12 protein-coding genes and 1 tRNA gene are annotated in these 13,965 nt (G+C 63.2%); 10 read left to right on the top strand and 3 right to left on the bottom strand.

Going from position 1 to position 13,965, the window contains the following annotated elements; translation table 11 throughout:
• Positions 1 to 4: 4 nt before the first annotated feature.
• The 4 genes from ACK56M_RS01685 to ACK56M_RS01670 all read left to right on the top strand — a co-directional run bounded on the left by ACK56M_RS01685 (position 5) and on the right by ACK56M_RS01670 (position 3,530).
• Complete coding sequence (locus tag ACK56M_RS01685) at positions 5 to 760, top strand: ABC transporter substrate-binding protein (protein WP_015268630.1); 756 nt, start codon at positions 5 to 7, stop codon at positions 758 to 760.
• 54 nt (positions 761 to 814) lie between these two features.
• A complete protein-coding gene (locus ACK56M_RS01680) occupies positions 815 to 1,507 on the top strand; it encodes an ABC transporter permease (RefSeq protein ID WP_015268629.1) in 693 nt (230 codons plus the stop codon).
• Positions 1,507 to 2,196 (top strand): ABC transporter permease, encoded by a 690-nt coding sequence (locus ACK56M_RS01675; protein ID WP_015268628.1) that lies wholly within the window; start codon positions 1,507 to 1,509, stop codon positions 2,194 to 2,196. The genes ACK56M_RS01680 and ACK56M_RS01675 overlap by 1 nt, the downstream gene beginning before the upstream one ends.
• A gap of 128 nt (positions 2,197 to 2,324) precedes the next feature.
• On the top strand, positions 2,325 to 3,530 hold the full coding sequence (locus ACK56M_RS01670; RefSeq protein ID WP_054573666.1) for a methyltransferase: 1,206 nt from the start codon (positions 2,325 to 2,327) through the stop codon (positions 3,528 to 3,530).
• A gap of 351 nt (positions 3,531 to 3,881) precedes the next feature.
• On the opposite strand, the gene ACK56M_RS01665 is transcribed toward ACK56M_RS01670, so the two are convergent.
• Complete coding sequence (locus ACK56M_RS01665; protein ID WP_015268626.1) at positions 3,882 to 4,157, bottom strand: DUF3077 domain-containing protein; 276 nt, start codon at positions 4,155 to 4,157, stop codon at positions 3,882 to 3,884.
• Positions 4,158 to 4,720: 563 nt separating this feature from the next.
• On the opposite strand from ACK56M_RS01665, the gene ACK56M_RS01660 reads away from it, so the two are divergent.
• The 3 genes from ACK56M_RS01660 (at position 4,721) to ACK56M_RS01650 (ending at position 5,502) form a co-directional block, all read left to right on the top strand.
• Entirely contained in the window at positions 4,721 to 4,969 is a 249-nt protein-coding gene (locus ACK56M_RS01660; RefSeq protein WP_015268625.1) for a hypothetical protein, read from the top strand.
• 98 nt (positions 4,970 to 5,067) lie between these two features.
• A tRNA-Thr gene (locus tag ACK56M_RS01655) sits at positions 5,068 to 5,143 on the top strand.
• A 152-nt stretch (positions 5,144 to 5,295) separates the two neighbouring features.
• On the top strand, positions 5,296 to 5,502 hold the full coding sequence (locus ACK56M_RS01650; protein ID WP_015268624.1) for a DUF3079 domain-containing protein: 207 nt from the start codon (positions 5,296 to 5,298) through the stop codon (positions 5,500 to 5,502).
• Positions 5,503 to 5,783: 281 nt separating this feature from the next.
• Here the strand turns inward: ACK56M_RS01650 and ACK56M_RS01645 are convergent, their stop codons facing one another.
• Positions 5,784 to 8,081, bottom strand: coding sequence for a TonB-dependent siderophore receptor (locus ACK56M_RS01645; protein ID WP_309671931.1), 2,298 nt, complete (start codon positions 8,079 to 8,081; stop codon positions 5,784 to 5,786).
• Between the two features lie 140 nt (positions 8,082 to 8,221).
• On the opposite strand from ACK56M_RS01645, the gene ACK56M_RS01640 reads away from it, so the two are divergent.
• The 3 genes from ACK56M_RS01640 (at position 8,222) to ACK56M_RS01630 (ending at position 12,218) form a co-directional block, all read left to right on the top strand.
• On the top strand, positions 8,222 to 8,941 hold the full coding sequence (locus ACK56M_RS01640) for a response regulator (protein WP_054573664.1): 720 nt from the start codon (positions 8,222 to 8,224) through the stop codon (positions 8,939 to 8,941).
• Position 8,942: 1 nt separating this feature from the next.
• On the top strand, positions 8,943 to 10,310 hold the full coding sequence (locus ACK56M_RS01635) for an ATP-binding protein (RefSeq protein ID WP_411959229.1): 1,368 nt from the start codon (positions 8,943 to 8,945) through the stop codon (positions 10,308 to 10,310).
• Between the two features lie 240 nt (positions 10,311 to 10,550).
• Positions 10,551 to 12,218 carry an FMN-binding glutamate synthase family protein gene (locus tag ACK56M_RS01630; RefSeq protein ID WP_054573663.1) on the top strand — a complete coding sequence of 556 codons (1,668 nt, stop codon included), beginning with the start codon at positions 10,551 to 10,553 and terminating at the stop codon, positions 12,216 to 12,218.
• 117 nt (positions 12,219 to 12,335) lie between these two features.
• On the opposite strand, the gene ACK56M_RS01625 is transcribed toward ACK56M_RS01630, so the two are convergent.
• Positions 12,336 to 13,655, bottom strand: a complete 1,320-nt coding sequence (locus ACK56M_RS01625; RefSeq protein WP_015268619.1) for an OprD family porin — start codon at positions 13,653 to 13,655, stop codon at positions 12,336 to 12,338.
• Positions 13,656 to 13,965: the final 310 nt, after the last annotated feature.

Raw genomic sequence — 13,965 nt, 5'->3', positions numbered from 1 at the left:
ATACATGCACACTTACAAGAAGTTCCTCCTGGCAGCTGCTGCCACGCTGGTGATGTCGGCCAACGCCCTGGCCGCAGAAAAACTGCGCATGGGTATCGAAGCCGCCTACCCACCGTTCAACAACAAGGATGCCAGCGGTAACGTGGTCGGCTTCGACAAAGACATCGGCGACGCCCTGTGCGCCAAGATGAAAGTCGAATGCTCGGTCGTCACCTCCGACTGGGACGGCATCATCCCGGCCCTGAACGCCAAGAAGTTCGACTTCCTGGTGTCGTCGCTGTCGATCACCGACGAGCGCAAGCAGGCCGTGGACTTCACCGAGCCGTACTACTCCAACAAGCTGCAGTTCATCGCGCCGAAAAACGTCGACTTCAAGACTGACAAGGCCTCGCTCAAGGGCAAGGTAATCGGTACCCAGCGCGCCACCCTGGCTGGCACCTGGCTGGAAGACAACTACGGTAACGACGTAGAGATCAAACTGTACGACACCCAGGAAAACGCCTACCTCGACCTGGTTTCCGGCCGCATCGACGGCATCCTGGCCGACAAGTACGTGCAGTACGAGTGGCTGAAGAGCAAAGACGGCTCGAACTTCGAGTTCAAGGGCGAGCCAGTGATGGACAGCGACAAGATCGGCATCGCCGTGCGCAAGGGTGACACCAAGCTGCGCGACGACCTGAACAAGGCCCTGGCAGAAATCAAGGCCGACGGCACGTACAAGAAGATCAACGACAAGTACTTCCCGTTCAGCATCGAATGATCCGCCCCGACCGGCGCGCCCTTGCGGCGCGCCAGTCCCTAGAATGACCTGCCCATGAATATCGACCTGCACGGATTCGGTCCGGCCATGATGGCCGGCACCCTGATGACCGTAAAACTGGCGCTTTGCGCCTTGCTGCTGGGCCTGGTCCTGGGCCTGCTCGGCGCCCTGGCCAAGACTTCCGCGACCAAGCCGCTGCAATGGCTTGGTGGCTTCTATTCGACCCTGGTTCGCGGCGTGCCCGAACTGCTGTGGGTACTGCTTATCTATTTCGGCACCGTCGGCTTGATGAACGCCCTCGGTGAAGCGCTGAACATGCCGGGCCTGGAGCTCAGCGCGTTCGCTGCGGGCGTGATCGCCCTGGGCCTGTGCTTCGGCGCCTATGCCACCGAAGTGTTCCGTGGCGCCATCCTGGCGATCCCCAAGGGCCACCGTGAAGCTGGCCTGGCGCTTGGCCTGTCCAAAGGCCGCATCCTGTCGCGGATCATCCTGCCGCAAATGTGGCGCATCGCCCTGCCCGGCCTTGGCAACCTGTTCATGATCCTGATGAAGGACACCGCCCTGGTGTCGGTAATCGGCCTGGAAGAAATCATGCGCCACGCACAAATCGGCGTGACCGTGACCAAAGAGCCGTTCACCTTCTACATGGTCGCGGCCTGCATCTACCTGAGCCTGACCATCATTGCCATGACCGGCATGCACTTCATGGAAAAACGCGCCGCTCGCGGCTTTGCGAGGGCTGAATAATGAATTGGGAAGTCATCATCAAATGGCTGCCACGCCTGGCCCAGGGTGCGACCCTGACCCTGGAGCTGGTAGCCATCGCGGTGGTTGCCGGGTTGATCCTGGCCATCCCGCTGGGCATCGCCCGCTCCTCGCGCCATTGGTATGTGCGCGCGGTGCCGTTCAGCTACATCTTCTTCTTCCGTGGCACGCCGCTGCTGGTGCAGCTGTTCCTGGTCTACTACGGCCTGGCGCAGTTCGACGCGGTGCGTTCGAGTTCGCTGTGGCCGTACCTGCGCGATCCGTTTTGGTGCACCGTGCTGACCATGACCCTGCACACTGCTGCCTACATCGCCGAGATCCTGCGCGGCGCGCTGCAGTCGATCCCCAAGGGTGAGATCGAGGCGGCGCGGGCGCTGGGCATGTCGCGAGGCAAGACGCTGTTCTACATCATGCTGCCACGCGCCGCGCGCATCGGCCTGCCGGCGTACAGCAACGAAGTGATCCTGATGCTCAAGGCCAGCGCCCTGGCCAGTACCGTGACCCTGCTGGAACTGACCGGCATGGCCCGTACCATCATCGCCCGCACCTACCTGCCGGTAGAGATCTTCTTTGCCGCCGGGGTGTTCTACCTGGTGATCTCGTTCGTGCTGGTGCAGGGCTTCAAGCTGCTGGAGCGCTGGTTGCGCGTGGATGCGTGCCAGGGCCGCTGAGACCTCACTGACTGCTTCGCGGGCACGCCCGCTCCCACAGGTGTAGCGCCTACCTTGAATGTGGCGCTATACCTGTGGGAGCGGGCGTGCCCGCGAAGAGGCCCTCAAAACCACCACACATCCTTGCCATGCCCAACCACCTCCACAGCCCCCACCTAAGCACCCGCTTCCAGGCCCTCGACCAGTTCCTGATCGAGCACCAGCAGCTGTGGAAACCCCGCCCCTTCACCAGCCTGAAGCTGGCTTGGGAAACCGCCCACCCCGAGCTTGCCGCCCACCTGCGCCAATGCTCCCTGGCAGACGCCGAAACCGACACCACCGCTGCCCCGTTGCCCGCCCCATTCCCGCAACTGGCCCAGCAAGCCCGACAGCTTTCGGCACTCGGCAACCTCCCGGAAACCGACCTGCCCCCCGCCGCGCACCGCCTCGACGTAGCCGTCCCCGGCCGCAAATGGCAGCAGATCGAAGCGTTCGCCAGCCACCTGGCCTTCCGCGAACAGCCCCGTCACTGGCTGGACTGGTGCTCCGGCAAAGGCCACCTGGGCCGCCGCCTGCTGCAACCCGGCCAACAACTGACCTGCCTGGAATACGACGCCGAACTGGTCGCCGCCGGCCAGGCCCTGAGCGCGCACCACCACTTGCCGGCGCAGCATGTGCACCAGGATGTGATGGCCAACGACAGCGCCCGCCACCTGGCTGGCGACAAAAGCGTGGTTGCCCTGCACGCCTGTGGCGACCTGCATGTGCGCCTGATGCAACTGGCCAGCCAGCAAGGTTGCCGACAACTGGCCGTGGCGCCCTGCTGCTACAACCGCATCGCGGCGCAGCAATACCAGGCGTTATCCACAGCCGCCCAAGCCTCCGGCCTGCGGCTGTCACTGGACGACCTGGGCCTGCCCCTGAGCGAAACCGTTACCGCCGGCGCCCGTGTGCGGCGCCAGCGCGACACCTCGATGGCCCGGCGCCTGGGCTTCGACCTGCTGCAACGCCAGCAGCGCCAGACCGACGAGTACCTGCCGACACCGTCGCTACCCGTGGCCTGGCTGGAGAAGCCCTTCGAGCAGTACTGCCGCGACCTGGCCGAACTCAAGCAATTGCAGCTGACTGGCAACCCGGACTGGGCTGCCCTGGAAGCCGCCGGCTGGCAACGCCTGGCCGAGGTCCGCAACCTGGAGCGCGTGCGCAACCTGTTCCGCCGGCCGCTGGAGCTGTGGCTGGTACTCGATCGGGCCCTGTTCCTCGAAGAACAAGGCTACAACGTGCGCCTTGGCTTGTTCTGCGACTACCCACTCACCCCGCGCAACCTGCTAATCCTTGCCGAACGCGACCGTTAGCCGCAGCACAACCTGTGGATAACTCTGTGAACAAGCTTGTGATTACCTGTTGGATCCAAGCGCTATTTCAAGCGTTTGGCTTATTCCGGCTTGCGCGTCAAGGCCAGTAAAAACAGGCGTTTGCGCAAAGACCGGCGGTGTATCGATCCGGCATGCCTTTCGCGCACGTCGCCGATGCCACTTGTGCATAAACATTTCTTGTGGTTGGCGCAAGCATTGTTTGCACGGCCTTTGTGGGTTCTTTTTCTTGCTCAGAAATCTGCAGGTTTACGCGATTCCTGTGGGAGCGGGCGTGCCCGCGAACACGGGCGAAGCCCGTGCCATGCGATGCGGTACCCGCTCCTACGACTTTCAATGCACCTTGTTCTTGGCAATCTCGATATCGTTCATCAGCGCCTTGGCCATGTCGCACAGATAATCGGCGGCGCCCAGGAATTTATGGTCATCCTCCATATCCCCCTCGCGCACCAGATGCTTGATGTAGCCCATCAGGATCGAGACATGCTCATAGGCAGCATCGACGGGGACGCCAGGCTCCACGCGTAGCAGATTGAGGGATGGGTTACCGGCTGCGAGGAAGGTTTCCACGCCTGCGGTAGTGATGGGTTCGATGATGGTTTTCTTCATGGCATAAATCCTTACTCGAGGAGGGGACTGCCAGAAATCTTTCTCACGGATTTGGGTGGCAGCCGTACGCGGGGTGAGAAACCGGTCGAATAAGGAAGCCCGGCCAGACCGAAGTCTGCCCGCGTACGGCCACCATAAATGGGTAGCGCTTATTCGATCAGGGTTCTCACACCCGGTCGCCAGAGCGACCCGAAAACGGTATCCGTGAGCCATTTCCCCGACAACAGCGATACTTCGGCGGCGCGCGTAGGATAGTTCCGAAGCCACCAACCCCTGAAGCTGTTAGCCCTAAAGTTCAGAATCTTCGTACAGCTGATGGCCTATTCGCGGGCGCGCCCGCTCCCACAAGTACTACACAGTTTCAAGGCTTGTGGAGATCCTGTGGGAGCGGGCAAGCCCGCGAATAGGCCATCACAAGCAACACAAAGCTAATGCCCGACCGCCGCAACGGTGTATCATCCGCCCCCCAAATGATTAAAAAGTGACGTCGCGCGCTACCCGCCAGCCCCGCGACCTTCTGGTGTTGCGCCAGAACCGACAATGGACTAACGGACCCGACCATCGTGACCCAAGCCAAGCCCCTCGCCCTGCTGACCCTCGCCCTGGCCCTGACCGGCTGCGCCAGCGGCACCGCTCCCCACCCCACCAGCAGCCTGGGCTGGAACCACCCCGGCATGCAGCTGGGCGGCGACAACGGCCTGCCCCTGCGCACCGAAAGCCCCTGCCGCAAGCGCGGCTGCGACAATGACAAGCTGTTCTTCAACCCGGGCAAAACCGAGCCGAGCGTCACCACCATCCATCGCGGCTGGTAGGAAAATTCTTCTTTCAGGTCGGTGACTTAGGTCATTTGCGAACATTCGCAACGAAGTGGTTTACAGGCGCCAACCGATCGTTATAATGACGCCCCATTGCCGGTATAGCTCAGATGGTAGAGCAACTGACTTGTAATCAGTAGGTCCCGGGTTCGATTCCTGGTGCCGGCACCATACGCAGTATCAAAAAAGGCTCACCGAAAGGTGGGCCTTTTTTGTTTCCAGCACGCTCTGCATGATCCCTTCCTCCAAGATTGATCTCAATCAAGCCTGACGCCGGCACGCAGCTTAGCCTGAGATCAGTCAGCCCTTGAGGGAAGGAAACCATGGCCAAGAAATTCCCCAAAACCCCCAGCCACCCGGAGCGCATCTGCTGGGGCTGCGACCTGTACTGCCCGGCCAAGTCATTGGCCTGTGGCAATGGGGCGAGTCGGACCATGCACCCAGCGGAACTGTTTGGCGAGGACTGGGACAGTTTCGAGGACCGGCTGGAGAAGCCGGTTGATCGCCAGCAAGAGACTGGCCCTAGGTGAAACAGGGCAGCTTTGCGGCCCATAGCCGGCAAGCCGGGCTCCTACAGGTACAGCGCATGCCTTGAGGCCGATGCGGCCCAGCGAATGAGGTGCTGCGGTGGATGGCACGGGCTTCGCCCGTGTTCGCGGGCGCGCCCGCTCCCACAGGGATCGCGCCACCTGTTAGAAATTGAGCACGGCAGTTGCTACCAACGGGGCGCGCCGGATTCAAGATATGCGCTGTATATGTGGGAGCCCGGCTTGCCGGCGATGGGCTGCGCAGCAGCCCCAGGTGCGGTTGATCAGAACGCTGTGCTGACCGTCAGCGACAGGTTGCGTGGGTCACCATAAATTGCCCCGGCATAGAACCCGTAGCGGGTGTAGTAGTGCTTGTCGAACAGGTTGTTGGCGTTAAGGCTGACGCTGGTGTCGTCGGTCAGCTGGTACTTGGCCATGGCATTCCAGATGGCATAACCGGACCAATTCACGTCAGTGGCACCGGTGCTCACACCATTGCTCGGCTGGCCTGCCGGGCTGGAGATTGCGCGGATGTTGCTCTGCGCAGTAACCCCGGCGCCCAGGGTCAGGCGGTCGAGAGGGCCGGAAAGGCGGTAGGTGGTCGAGGCCTTGAACAGGTGCGATGGGTCGCTGCGGCCGTCGCTGTCGACGCGGCGGAAGTGCAGGTAGGTGTAGCCGGCGTACACGTTCCAGCTGGGGGTCAGGGCGCCGGCGATTTCCAGGTCGATACCGTCGGTTTCCTGGCCGGAGCCGGCTTTGTAGGCGTCGCCACCGGTGGGCGTGGTCAGGTCGCCGTCGAGCACTGCCTTGTTTTCCTGCTTGGTGCGGAAGTACGCCGCCGAGGCGTTCAGGCGGCCATCGAACCACTCTCCCTTGATACCCGTCTCGTAGCTTTGCCCGCGAATCGGCTCGACCTTGCTGCCGCTGCTGGTTTCAGCGGTTTGCGGGGTGAAGATGTCGGTGTAACTGGCATACAGCGAGTAGTTGTCGTTGAGGTCGTACACGGCGCCCAGGTACGGGGTGACGATGCCGTTCTCTTCCTGGCTGGTACGTGCGCCAGCCACGCTGCGGGTGGTGGCCGAGTAGTTGCTGGTGCGCACGCCGAGGATGACCGACAGTGGGTCGGTGATGCTCAGGCGGGTTGCCGCGTACATGCCCTGCAGGCGGGTGGTGGTCTTGCTGTGGCGGCCGGTGCGCGAGGCGATGATGTTGTAGTCGTCATCCACGCCATTGCGCCAGTCGGTCAGCGGGAAGCCGTTGTTGGCGCGGAACTGGCAACCCAGCGCAGGCGCACTGGCCATGCCGTCGCCAACCATGGTGCAGGTGTATTCCGGCGACCAGGCCACGGTGCGGCTGTCGTTGTAGCCAACCATCGCCTGGTGGGTACGGCCGAACAGCTGGAACGGGCCGGACAGGTCGATCTGCGCCGACTGCTGGGTGGTGTCGGTGGAGCTGTGCAGGCCGTTGAGCACGGCGCCGCTGCCATCCTGGTCCCAGTAGCCGCCGTAGCTGCCACGGCCCGCCGAGTTGACCTTGGCCAGGCCGCGGTGGTTGAGGGTTTCGGCGGTGCTCTGGGCGGCTTTCAGGTCCAGCGTCCAGTCGTTGTCGAAGCGGTGCTCCAGCGAGCCGAACGCGGTGCGGGTGGTGTACTCGCCAAAGCTCCAGCTGGGTACCACGTTGGTGCTGCGCGGCAGGTCGGTCTTGCTGCCATCGCTGTACCAGATCGGGATGTTCGCACCCCAGCCACCACCAACAATCTTGTTGTACTCGTACTGGTAGCCGGCACCAAGGGTGGTGGCGTCGTCCAGGTCGAACTCGAAGTTGGCCAGGGCGGCGCGGGAGCGCTCGGACTGGTTGTCGCGGAATGAGTTGGCGTCCTGCTGGGTCATCACGAAGCGCGAACGCAGGCGGCCGTCTTCGGACAGCGGCAGGTTGAGGTCGGCGCCCAGGCGGCGCTTGTCCCAGCTGCCGTAGGTGGCATAGGCGCTGCCGCCGAACGTCCTGGTCGGTGCCTTGCGGATCAGGTTGACGGTGGCCGACGGGTCGCCGGTACCGCCCAGCAGGCCGTTGGCGCCGCGCACGATGTCGATGCGCTCGTACAGGTCCATGTTCAGTGCGTTGCCGCCACCACTGAAGTCGGAGCCGCCCTGGAACTGCAGGCCATCGACCTTCCAGTTGCTGATCGAGTAACCACGGGCTCGGTAGTCGGTACGCCCGCCCACTTCGGACTTGCTCGCTGTCACGCCTGGGGTGGTTTCCAGCGCTTGCTCGATGGTGTGGATGTCGCGGTCATCCATCTGCTGGCGGGTAATGGTGGTGACCGACTGCGGCGTCTGGCGCGGCGTCAAGGCCAGGCCGGTGGAGCTGCGGGTGCTTTCGACGGTGTAACCCAGCTGACCAGCTTCGTCGGCAGGCAGCAGGGCGCTGTCTTCGATCTGCGTGGCCTCCAGTTCCAGGGGCTTGCTGTCGGCAGCCATCGCGCCACCGCTGACGGCCACGGCAATGAACAGGGCCAGCGGTTTGAGGCGCGTGCCGCCTCGGCTGATGGAGGGGAAGGCGTTCGGGGTGCTCTCGGAGTTCATTTGGGAAGGCTTCGTATTTGCAGATGATTTTTTGTTAGGATTCTAGGGATCGGCCCCCCGGGCTCCAGACCCGGCTTGTACGGGGATGTAATCGAACGTAACGAGCGCCACCGGCCCTCACCGAACAGGTGTTTTTCTGCATGAGCACAACTTTGCTTGTTGTCGACGATGACGACGAGATCCGCGAACTTCTTTGTGATTACCTGACGGATGCCGGCTATAACGTGCTGGCAGCGGCTGACGGCGAGCAGATGCGCGAGCAACTGGCCCGGCACAAAGTGGAGCTGGTGGTGCTGGACCTGATGCTGCCGGGCGAAGACGGCCTGAGCCTGTGCCGCCAGCTGCAAGCCACGCCGGGGCTGGCGGTGATCATGCTGTCGGCCAAGGGCAGCACGCTGGACCGCATCATCGGCCTGGAGGTGGGTGCTGATGACTACCTGGCCAAGCCCTTCGAGCCACGCGAGCTGATCGCCCGGATCAAGGCCGTGCTGCGTCGTCCGCAACGCCTGGATGCGCCCGCTGAAGAGCCGGTAGAAGATGCCCAGCTGTTCGCCGGCTTCCGCCTGGAACACGTGAAACGCCTGCTCACCCGCCCCGATGGCGAGACCCTGACCCTGCCCCGCTCCGACTACCGCGTACTGCGCGAGCTGCTGGAAGCCAACAACCGCGTGGTGTCCCGCGACCAGCTGACGCGCAGTGCGTTCGGCCGCGACCACCTGCCAGACGACCGTTCGGTGGACATGTGCGTCAGCCGCCTGCGCCAGCACCTGCGCCACGCGCCGGCGGGTGCCGCGCAAATTCTCACTATCCGCAACGAAGGCTATTTGCTGAGTATCGCCGCCAACGGGGCCGATGCCTGACATGCGCTGGCTGCGCCGGCTGTGGCCACGCACGTTGTTCGGCCAGTTGCTGCTGATCATGGTCAGCGGCACCGTGCTGATCCAGTTGATGTCCAGCAGCATCTGGTTCGATGTGCGTTTCGCCCAGGTTCTCGAGGCCCCTGTCCGGCTGATTGCCGCACGCAGCGCGCCGTTGATCGCCCAGGCCGACTGCGGTGCCGGTGCACTGCAGGCGCCTGCGCATTACCAACTGCGTTGCAGTGAAGCCCTGCCCACGCCAGTGCAGGACGAGCGCCGCGGGCGCAGGCGTGTCGAGCTGTTGCTGCACCAGGCCCTCGAGTACGAGTTGGGGCATGCCCAGGACGTGCGCCTGATGAAGGTGCAGTTGACCGACGAACAGGGCCAGCCGATCGTCTGGCGCAGCCTGTTCGGCCTGCTCACGGCCCAGGCGCATCTGCAGTTCGCGGTGCCGTTGGCCGATGGGTACTGGCTGACCATCGAGGGCCAGGAACTGCAAGGCTGGAGCGGCGAGTCGGCCTGGGTGCTGATCAGCGATTACCTGTTGCGGGTGTATGCGCTGCGCATCGTCGCGGTATTGCTGGTGTGCCTGATAGCCGTGCGCCTGTGCCTGCGCCCGCTGCGGCGCCTGGCCGATGCCGCGCGCGGCCTGGGCAGCAACCTCGAGCAGCCGCCCTTGGCGCTGGATGGCCCGGAGGAGGTGCGCCAAGCGGCCCAGGCCTTCAACGCCATGCAGCAGCGGCTGATCGCGATGGTCAACGACAAGGCCTACTTCCTGGCCGCCGTATCCCACGACCTGCGCACCCCGCTGACGCGCATGCGCCTGCGCCTGGAGCGTCTGCCGGACGACGACAACCGGCAACGCCTGCGGCAGAACATAGCGCAGATGGACAACATGATCGGCCAGGTGCTCGATTACCTGCGCGCGGGGGAGCAGCAGAACTTGCAGCAGGTGGACCTGGACCGGCTGGTGGTGCGCCAGTGCGCGGAGCTGGCCACTGCCGAAGAGCCACTGCCGGTGAATGGCCAGGCGGGCAGCCTGCGAGTCGATGCCCTGCTGCTGCAGCGCTGCCTGCAGAACCTGCTGGTCAATGCGTTGCGTTATGCCAAGGAGGTTTCGGTCACGCTGGAACAGGCGAGCACGGGGGTGTTCATCCATATCGATGACCGCGGCCCGGGGATTGCTCCGAGCCTGCTGGCGACCATCATCGACCCGTTCGTGCGTGGTGAAGGGTCGCGCAACCAGGCGTCTGGGGGGTATGGGCTGGGGTTGAGCATCGCCCAGCGGATTGCTGCCAGCCATGGGGGCGAGTTGCTGCTGGCGAACCGCGAGGGGGGCGGGTTGCGGGTTAGCGTGTTGCTGCCTCGCTAACACTTTTGTGGAGGAGGAACTGTGCCGCCTGTGCTGGCCTCATCGCCGGCAAGCCAGCTCCCACCGGAACTGCGCATGGCTTGAAATCGGTGCGGTCGAGGTGGGAGCAGGCTTGCCGGCGATGAGGCCAGCACAGGCAACACAACCACAATCAGGTAACAGTCTTTTACCGATTACCCAGGTTTTCCCCTCCCCGCCTTTGCCTATCCTATGCCCGGTCATCCTGCCTGCGATGGACCCATGAAACACTCTCTACCCAGCCGCTACGCCTGCCTCGCCCTCTGCCTGCTGTTCACCTTCGCCAGCCTGCCGCTGCTACCCCAGCATGCCTGGCTGTGGCCGTTGACACTGATCACCGCGCTGCTCAGCCTGGTCGGCCTGAACGACCTGCGGCAAAGCCACCACGCCGTGCGCCGCAACTACCCGATCCTGGGCAACATCCGCTACCTGATCGAAACCATCCGCCCGGAGATCCGCCAGTACCTGATCGAGGGCGACGACGACAAGCTGCCGTTCTCCCGCTCGCAGCGCTCGCTGGTCTACGCCCGGGCCAAGAACGAAAGCGCCGAGAAGGCCTTCGGCACCCTCAACGATGCCTACAAGCCCGGCTTCGAGTTCATCAGCCATTCCATGCTGCCAGTGGCCACGCCAGACCCGGCATCGTTCCGCATCGCCATTGGCGGGCCGCAATGCCGCCTGCCCTATTCGGCATCTATCTTCAACATCTCGGCCATGAGCTTCGGCGCCCTCAGCGCCAACGCCATCGCTGCCCTGAACCGCGGTGCACGCATGGGCCGTTTTGCCCATGACACCGGCGAAGGCAGCATCAGCCCGTACCACCGCGAACATGGCGGTGACCTGATCTGGGAAATCGGCAGTGGCTACTTCGGCTGCCGCACCGAGGACGGCCGCTTCGACCCACAGCGATTCGCCGAGCAGGCGCGCTCGCCACAGGTGAAGATGATCGAGATCAAGCTCAGCCAGGGCGCCAAGCCGGGCCACGGCGGCATCCTGCCGGGGCACAAGGTCAGCCCCGAAATTGCCGCAACCCGTGGCGTGCGCGTGGGCGAAGATTGCATCTCGCCAGCGGCGCACAGTGCCTTCCGCACGCCAGTCGAGTTGCTGCAGTTCGTGGCCAGCCTGCGCGAGCTGTCGGGCGGCAAGCCGGTGGGGTTCAAATTCTGCCTGGGCCACCCTTGGGAGTTCATGGGCATTGCCAAGGCCATGCTGGCCACTGGCATCACTCCAGACTTCATCGTCGTCGATGGCAAGGAGGGCGGCACCGGTGCGGCGCCACGCGAGTTCAGCGACAACATGGGCGTGCCGATGCGCGAGGGCCTGATGTTCGTGCACAACACCCTGGTCGGCCTGAACCTGCGCGCCGGCATCCGCATTGGCGCGGCGGGCAAGATCGTCAGCGCCTTCGACATCGCCAGCGTGCTGGCCATCGGGGCGGACTGGGTCAACTCCGCGCGCGGCTTCATGTTCGCCATTGGCTGCATCCAGTCGCAGAGCTGCCATACCAACAAATGCCCGACCGGCGTGGCCACGCAAGACCCGCTGCGCCAGCGCGCCCTGGTGGTGCCGGACAAGGCCGAGCGGGTGGCCAGCTTCCACCGCAACACGCTGCATACGTTGGCCGAAATGTTGGCTGCCGCGGGCCTGGAGCACCCTTCGGAACTCAAGCCCAAGCACCTGGCGCGGCGTATCAGCCCTAGCGAAATCGGGCTGTTCTCGGACCTGCACACGTTCCTCAAGCCGGGCGAATTGCTCAGTGGCTCGATTGAAAGCGAGTTTTATGCGCGGATGTGGCGGATGGCGCGTAGTGACAGCTTTGCGCCGGAGACTGGGGAGGGAGAGGTGAAGGTTGTTGGTGTGCGGCGCAGGGAAGTGGTGGAGACGGCTTGAAAGCCGGGGGCCGCTTTGCGGCCCTTTCGCGACACAAGGCCGCTCCTACAGAATCGTGTGGGAGCGGCCTTGTGTCGCGATGGGCTGCAAAGCAGCCCCTAGGCCATCAGATCAGGATCAGAAGATGCTGATCGGGTACTCGACGAATACGCGGACTTCGTTGCCGTCGTCGTTGTAACCGTTCTGCTGCACGGCGTTGTTGGTCCGCACGAACGAGCTACGCAGCTTGATCGACAGGTCCTTGGCCGGGCCATCCTGCACCACGTAACGGATCTGGTTGAAGATCTCGCGCTCTTTACCTTCACCGAAGCCCTGCGGGTTGTCGACGTTGCGGGTGTTGATGTTGTCACCCACCACGTAGGCCAGCTTGTAGGTCAGGCCCGGAATGCCGTAGGCACCGAAGTCCAGGCCGTAGCCCAGCTGCCAGGAGCGCTCGTCTTCGGCGTTGAAGTCGGACCAGTACGAGTTGGCCAGGTAGATGGTCGAACCACCGTCACCCACGCCACCCTCGTTCTGGTACCAGCCGTAGTTGTAGCCGGTGCTGCCGGTGCTGCGCTGGTGGGCGATGGTGAACGAGTGCGCACCGAACGCGTAGGTCGCTGCCAGGCTCCAGATGGTGTTGGAGTCGCCGTTGAGTTTGGCGCTCTTGACGAACTTGTTGTCGATGTCCGACTTGTAGCCGTTGAAGTCCAGGGTCAGGGACTGGTCGTTGGCAATCGGGAAGACGTAGTTCAGACCCAGGTAGTGCTTCTTCATCACGTCTTCGTTGTCGGCGGTGTACAGCGAAGCGGTGAAGTTGTCGGTGAACTTGTAGCTACCACCGAGGACGTTGATCGACTTCAGGCCACCACCGTCACGGCGCTCGGCGCTCTTGCGCGCTTCCTGGGTGAAGCGGCCGGCGTTCAGTTCCAGGCCCTGGATCTCTTTGGAGGTGATCAGGGTACCGGTGAAGCTTTCTGGCAGCAGACGGGCGTCGTCGTACTGCAGCACTGGCAGTGCCGGCATCTGGTCACCGTACTTGAGCACGGTGTTGGAGATGCGGAACTTCACTGCAGCGCCACCACGGGCCAGGTTGTGCGGCGAGTTGGCGTTGCCGTTCTCGTCCTTGAAGTCCGAAGGCTTGAAGAAGTCGACACCGGCGCCACCGTTGTGGCCCTTGCCGCCATCCAGACGCACGGCGTACAGGCCGAATGCATCGACGCCGACACCGACGGTGCCCTGGGTGAAGCCGGAGGAGAAGTTGGCGATGACGCCCTGGCCCCATTCGATCTGGTCGTCGGTGCCGTGCTTCTTGTCACGATTGATGTAGGCGTTACGCAGCAGGACGTTGGCGTGGCTGTCCTCGATGAAGCCTTTGCTGTCGGCCTGATCATTGGCCTGTGCCTGGGTCGCGGCGATCATCGCCAGGGCGACCAGGCTGATCCTGGTTTTCAACATGTTGTTTTCCTTATTTCTTAATCAAAAACGCTCTGCAATATGACGCCAGGAACCAACGCCCCTTCGTAGGTTCGACGCTATGCGGATCCAGACTGGAAGGCCTGCCGGTAATCACACGGCGGCCTCTGGCAGCAGCATGGCCAAGATCATGGCCAGCAGGCGTTGGCCGAATCCTAGCCGTGTGCGATTACAAATGTCAAAAAGTCGTGAAATGCAGGTTGATATAACCAAAATCGCGCGCTTGCCTGGTGCATTTCCATGCAGGTTTGCGCTATCAGCGGACAATTTATCTCGTGTGAGAAATAGCCTT

The organism is Pseudomonas sp. s4, assembly GCF_046764235.1.
GTDB classification, from domain to species: Bacteria; Pseudomonadota; Gammaproteobacteria; order Pseudomonadales; family Pseudomonadaceae; genus Aquipseudomonas; species Aquipseudomonas asiatica.
This window is presented reverse-complemented; position numbering and strand designations above follow the sequence as displayed.

Bases quoted from the DNA above. Each gene is read 5' to 3' on its own strand.
- ACK56M_RS01685 (WP_015268630.1), top strand. From the start codon at position 5: ATGCACACTTACAAGAAGTTCCTCCTGGCAGCTGCTGCCACGCTGGTG.
- ACK56M_RS01680 (WP_015268629.1), top strand. From the start codon at position 815: ATGAATATCGACCTGCACGGATTCGGTCCGGCCATGATGGCCGGCACC.
- ACK56M_RS01675 (WP_015268628.1), top strand. From the start codon at position 1,507: ATGAATTGGGAAGTCATCATCAAATGGCTGCCACGCCTGGCCCAGGGT.
- ACK56M_RS01670 (WP_054573666.1), top strand. From the start codon at position 2,325: ATGCCCAACCACCTCCACAGCCCCCACCTAAGCACCCGCTTCCAGGCC.
- ACK56M_RS01665 (WP_015268626.1), bottom strand. From the start codon at position 4,157: ATGAAGAAAACCATCATCGAACCCATCACTACCGCAGGCGTGGAAACC.
- ACK56M_RS01650 (WP_015268624.1), top strand. From the start codon at position 5,296: ATGGCCAAGAAATTCCCCAAAACCCCCAGCCACCCGGAGCGCATCTGC.
- ACK56M_RS01645 (WP_309671931.1), bottom strand. From the start codon at position 8,081: ATGAACTCCGAGAGCACCCCGAACGCCTTCCCCTCCATCAGCCGAGGC.
- ACK56M_RS01640 (WP_054573664.1), top strand. From the start codon at position 8,222: ATGAGCACAACTTTGCTTGTTGTCGACGATGACGACGAGATCCGCGAA.
- ACK56M_RS01635 (WP_411959229.1), top strand. From the start codon at position 8,943: ATGCGCTGGCTGCGCCGGCTGTGGCCACGCACGTTGTTCGGCCAGTTG.
- ACK56M_RS01630 (WP_054573663.1), top strand. From the start codon at position 10,551: ATGAAACACTCTCTACCCAGCCGCTACGCCTGCCTCGCCCTCTGCCTG.
- ACK56M_RS01625 (WP_015268619.1), bottom strand. From the start codon at position 13,655: ATGTTGAAAACCAGGATCAGCCTGGTCGCCCTGGCGATGATCGCCGCG.